General features: G+C 35.9%; 5 protein-coding genes. All 5 read left to right on the top strand.

Features of this window, described 5'->3' with window-relative positions:
• The first annotated feature begins 158 nt into the window (after nucleotides 1-158).
• Nucleotides 159-815 (top strand): metalloregulator ArsR/SmtB family transcription factor, encoded by a 657-nt coding sequence (locus V7147_RS16420; protein WP_335368911.1) that lies wholly within the window; start codon nucleotides 159-161, stop codon nucleotides 813-815.
• Between the two features lie 189 nt (nucleotides 816-1004).
• Nucleotides 1005-2378, top strand: a complete 1374-nt coding sequence (locus V7147_RS16425; RefSeq protein ID WP_335368912.1) for a hypothetical protein — start codon at nucleotides 1005-1007, stop codon at nucleotides 2376-2378.
• Nucleotides 2379-2475: 97 nt separating this feature from the next.
• Complete coding sequence (locus tag V7147_RS16430; protein ID WP_335368913.1) at nucleotides 2476-2685, top strand: hypothetical protein; 210 nt, start codon at nucleotides 2476-2478, stop codon at nucleotides 2683-2685.
• Between the two features lie 109 nt (nucleotides 2686-2794).
• Nucleotides 2795-3172: an SET domain-containing protein gene (locus tag V7147_RS16435; RefSeq protein ID WP_335368914.1), complete on the top strand. Its 378-nt coding sequence runs from the start codon at nucleotides 2795-2797 to the stop codon at nucleotides 3170-3172.
• 316 nt (nucleotides 3173-3488) lie between these two features.
• Nucleotides 3489-4477, top strand: a 989-nt coding sequence (locus V7147_RS16440) for a carbohydrate binding domain-containing protein (protein ID WP_335368915.1), incomplete at its 3' end; no start/stop codon positions are given.

Raw genomic sequence — 4477 nt, forward strand, 5'->3', positions numbered from 1 at the left:
AGCTTTTTGTGCCTTTTTTTTCTGTGCCCTATATTTTCAACTAAAATATTTTGAAAACTTTCATCTTTTAGTAATAAATTCCTGATTTTCTATTAAAGTAGTATTATAGAATCCTTTGGAATCAAGAATCCGATGGGGTAAAATTGCAGGAGGTCAATATGGATAAAAGGGAATTTTATGATACAATCTACTACTATTTTTCTAGAGTGGGGAAGGCGTTAACAAGTCCGAAACGAATGGAGCTATTGGACTTGTTGACACAAGGTCCTAAGACGGTCGAATCCTTATCGAATGAAACCGAAATGAGCATTGCCAATACATCTCAACACTTACAGGTTCTCCTAGATGTCAAACTCGTAAAATTCCGTAGACAGGGAAATTTCATGGTCTATTCATTAGGGAATACAAAAGTATGTGACTTGGTCCAATCGTTACAAAAGGTAACAGAAGATCGCTTCGATGAAGTTAGGCACATGCGAACAGAGTTTATCGATAGACCAGAGGAAATTGAGAGTCTAGATCTGGATGCCTTCTTTGAAATTAGAGATATGGATCAAATTATAGTCGTCGATGTCCGTCCAGAAACGGAGTATAACGCTTCTCATATTGAAGGAGCAGTATCACTTCCGTATGATTCAATCCAAAACCGATTATCCGAACTTCCAAAAGATCGAGAAATAATCGTATATTGCCGTGGTTACTACTGTGTCTACGCAACAGAATGTGTCCAGCTCCTGTTATCCCAAGGATATCAAGCAAAACGACTAAACGCTGGGATACAACATTGGAAGCGGGCGGTGGTGACTGTTGTATAGATCCACCGTCCCAGTGAACACATTTAGGATTTTAACTGAATATAGAAGCATGGCTCACAGAGGTTGTTGTAGCAACCTCTGATTTTTATTTTGCATTTCATACAGGAATAATAAGAGTTTCGTCTTGTAGTTTTTTCCTCCTGTGCTATAATTTGATTGTTTGATTTTCATCTTAGAAGGAGAAAATAAATGAAACCATTTCCATTGTTCCGCTATCTTTATATTTTTTATTCTTTCGTATTTATACTCCATACCATTAATATTTTTATAGATAACGAGACAGTCAATTACATACTTGGAGTACTTGCCATTTTCATGCTGATTGTGTCATTTCCATTGGCATCAAGGCTATTTAAAATTCTTGGTGGTTCATTTCTATTTGTTGGAGGTTATTTATTCTTCACAACAGGTCAATCGTTTCATATCATTCCTAGTTTATTAACTTCGAATCTATCATTGCTGACCCTTTTAGCTATGCTGCCCTGGATGAATAGTATTGTGCGAAGTGGAAGATTTGATCGGAATATGAATCTTCTTATGAAAGTGAATGTCTCGGATCTCGGTAAACTGTACCCAAGGAGTTCACTAACGACGCACATTCTTGCAGCCTTTTTAAATTTATCAGCCGCTACTATCTCACAGGATGTACTTAAAAGTACGTTATCTCCGTTTAGTAAAGAGATTCGTAATTCATTTATTACAACTGCCTCACTAAGAGGTTACTCATTAGCATTGTTGTGGAGCCCATTAGAGATCATGGTCGCGGTTTCTATATTTGCCACAGGGGTTGATTATGTCACACTTTTGCCATGGCTTATCTTTATGGCGGTTATTGCGTTTATACTAGACTCTATATTTGGACGCATCTATTATAAAAAATACAAGTTTGAACATTCGAATATGAATAGGGAACCTATCGTCAGTAAAAAAGTTTTAGTGAAAAAAATGATACATTTCATTTTTGCATTGGCCTTGTTCCTGACACTTGTTATTTTGATTGGAAATCTATTTGATTTAAGCTTCATTTTAACTGTAACGATTCTTATTTTCCCATTTGCATTCATTTGGTCGTTACTGATGAAAAGACGGAGAAGTTTTTGGACAATTGGCTGGAATAATTGGAGAACAAAGACAAACACAATGCAGAATTTTATCGTATTATTTATCTCCCTTTCCTTATTTTCGACTAGTTTAGGAGACACATCGTTTTTGGAAGTGATTCAAAAACCATTATCGTATGTTTCCGATTATCCAATGCTAATCTTGTTCCTTATCCAAGTCATTTTTGTTTTATTTAGTATGTTCGGTATCCACCCAATCGCTACTGTGGGTATATTGACTGGAATCATTACACCATTATTAGACGTGATGAATCCTGTAAGTATTGCTCTCGTGTTAATAACAGGATCTGTTGCCACCTTTACTGTAGGAACGTACGGTTTGCTCGTTACATTAACTTCGATGAGTACGGGGCAAAGTCCATATCGTATTACCCTTCAAAATATGCCCTTTGCGATTGTTATGGGAATTATTGGAACGCTTGTGGCTTATTCTTTATTGTAATTTCATGGTATACTCAAAAATAGTCTATTTAATTGTTTTTTAACACATGTTAAAATAAGACACTTAGACTAGCCGTAATTCTGGAGGTATTTAGAGAATGAATAAAAGATGGACAATAGATAAAATTAAAGAATTCGTTGAAAAGAATTCGGATAGCAAATTGCTTTCGACGGAATTCCATGGATTTTCTCAAAAGTTATTATTTAAATGTGCTTGCGGTAGTAATTTTGAAAAAACATTTACAAAATTTAAAAACAATAACCAACGTAAATGCGATGTGTGCCAACCTCCAAAACCGTCACGCTAAAAAGTATACGAGAGAGTGAAGCACCGACTTCTATTAAATCGAGGTTGGTGCTATATTGTTTTTGCGGAATCAAGCAGTAAAAATTCAAAAAGTAGGTAGGGCAAACAACATGATCGAAATAAAAACATCTTCACTAAGTGATGGAGAATTCAATAGAGGCGTATTTGCGACAACTGATATCGAAAAGGGACAGCTCATACACGAAGCGCCTGTTATCTCTTATCCAAATGATCAGCATGAGCACATTGAGAAAACCTTACTCGCTGATTATGCATTTGAGTATGGAATCAATCATACGGCGATTCTGCTAGGGTATGGAATGTTATTTAACCATTCCTATGAACCTAATGCCATTTATGAAATTAATTTTGATAATCACACATTCGATTTCTATGCTTACACAGATATAAAAGCAGGAGACGAAATCCTCATTAATTACAATGGAGAAGTGGATAACAAAGATCCACTTTGGTTTGATAAGGAATAAGAAGAACTAATTAATATTTCCTAAAAAGGTTTTCTGCAAGTGCAGCAAACCTTTTTTTGTTGAGAAAAAAAATCACAGAAACTCTATCTCTCACTTTTCAGTGCTCACTTAAAGTCCTATTTACGACGGAGTATCGTAACAAAGACCTATATGTATAAGGAATATAGTTAAGTAGAATCAAAATAAGGGAGATTTAGGAGATAGAAAGTTTTGATAGTTGATAGTCTTTCTATAATCCTGTAAACGCTTCCTAACTTTTAACGGAAGGAGGGTAACAATACAATTTACATATACTTGATCAAGGGAGGGGTCTTGTTTGAAAAGTAGAACGTTGAAAAAATCGATTATGCTGACATTAAGTTTTACTCTATTATTTGGGTTAATCGCTCCATTTACTACTGTTGGAACGGTACCTGTGTCTGCTGAAACGGTATCTGTAGAAGTACCTAATGGAGGTTTTGAAGACACTGTGAATCAAGGTTGGAGTCTTGTAACCAATAATTCGAACACGAGTATCGAATTTAGCGGGGAGAAAGCCCGAACTGGAAATAAAAGTTTATATTTTAAAGATGAAAATACCAATAATCCAGGAGGAAATTTGCAGGTTACAAGTGAGAAGATTTCTGTTACCACTGGAGTTTCATATGTTGCGAAAGCATATGTGAATGTTGTTAGACAATCACATAGTATCGGATATGAAGTTCATTTTTTTAATGATGAAGGGAAAAAGGTTGGCAATGCTACCTTTATTAACTTTAGTGCATCTGTGTTAGGAACTGATAAGTGGACTGAGATTCAAGTTCCTTTTGATGTTCTAGAGGGCGCTACACAGGTCGAACTTCGCTTCAACTCTGGTCATCCCTCGATCACGGAAGCTTATTTTGATGATGTAACGATTGAAGGAACATTCATTGAAGAGCCTCCAGCTGAAGATATTCATATGGAAGTCGTGAATCCAGGTTTTGAAGAAGAGGCAGGTGAAAATGGAACCATTCCAGGTTGGACATCGGAATTCGAAGGACCAGGAATCCAATTAAGTACCGATAGAGCTCATACAGGAGCACAAAGCGTACATTTACATGACAATACTGACAAAGCGAGCGTAAGTGTGTTGAGTGATAAAATAGCTGTTAATCCAGGTGAATCTTATTTGTTAACTGTTTTTTCGAATGTTGTAAGTCAGACTCATAACGTTGTCACTGAAATTCGTTATTTTGATGAAAACAATAAAAGCATTGCTCAACATAGGGAACTAAATGGAAACCTACCTAAAAATGAATGGACTGATTTAAAGGTATATAGTGT

Source organism: Bacillus sp. JJ1521 (assembly GCF_036965165.1).
Lineage (GTDB): Bacteria > Bacillota > Bacilli > Bacillales > Bacillaceae_L > Ferdinandcohnia.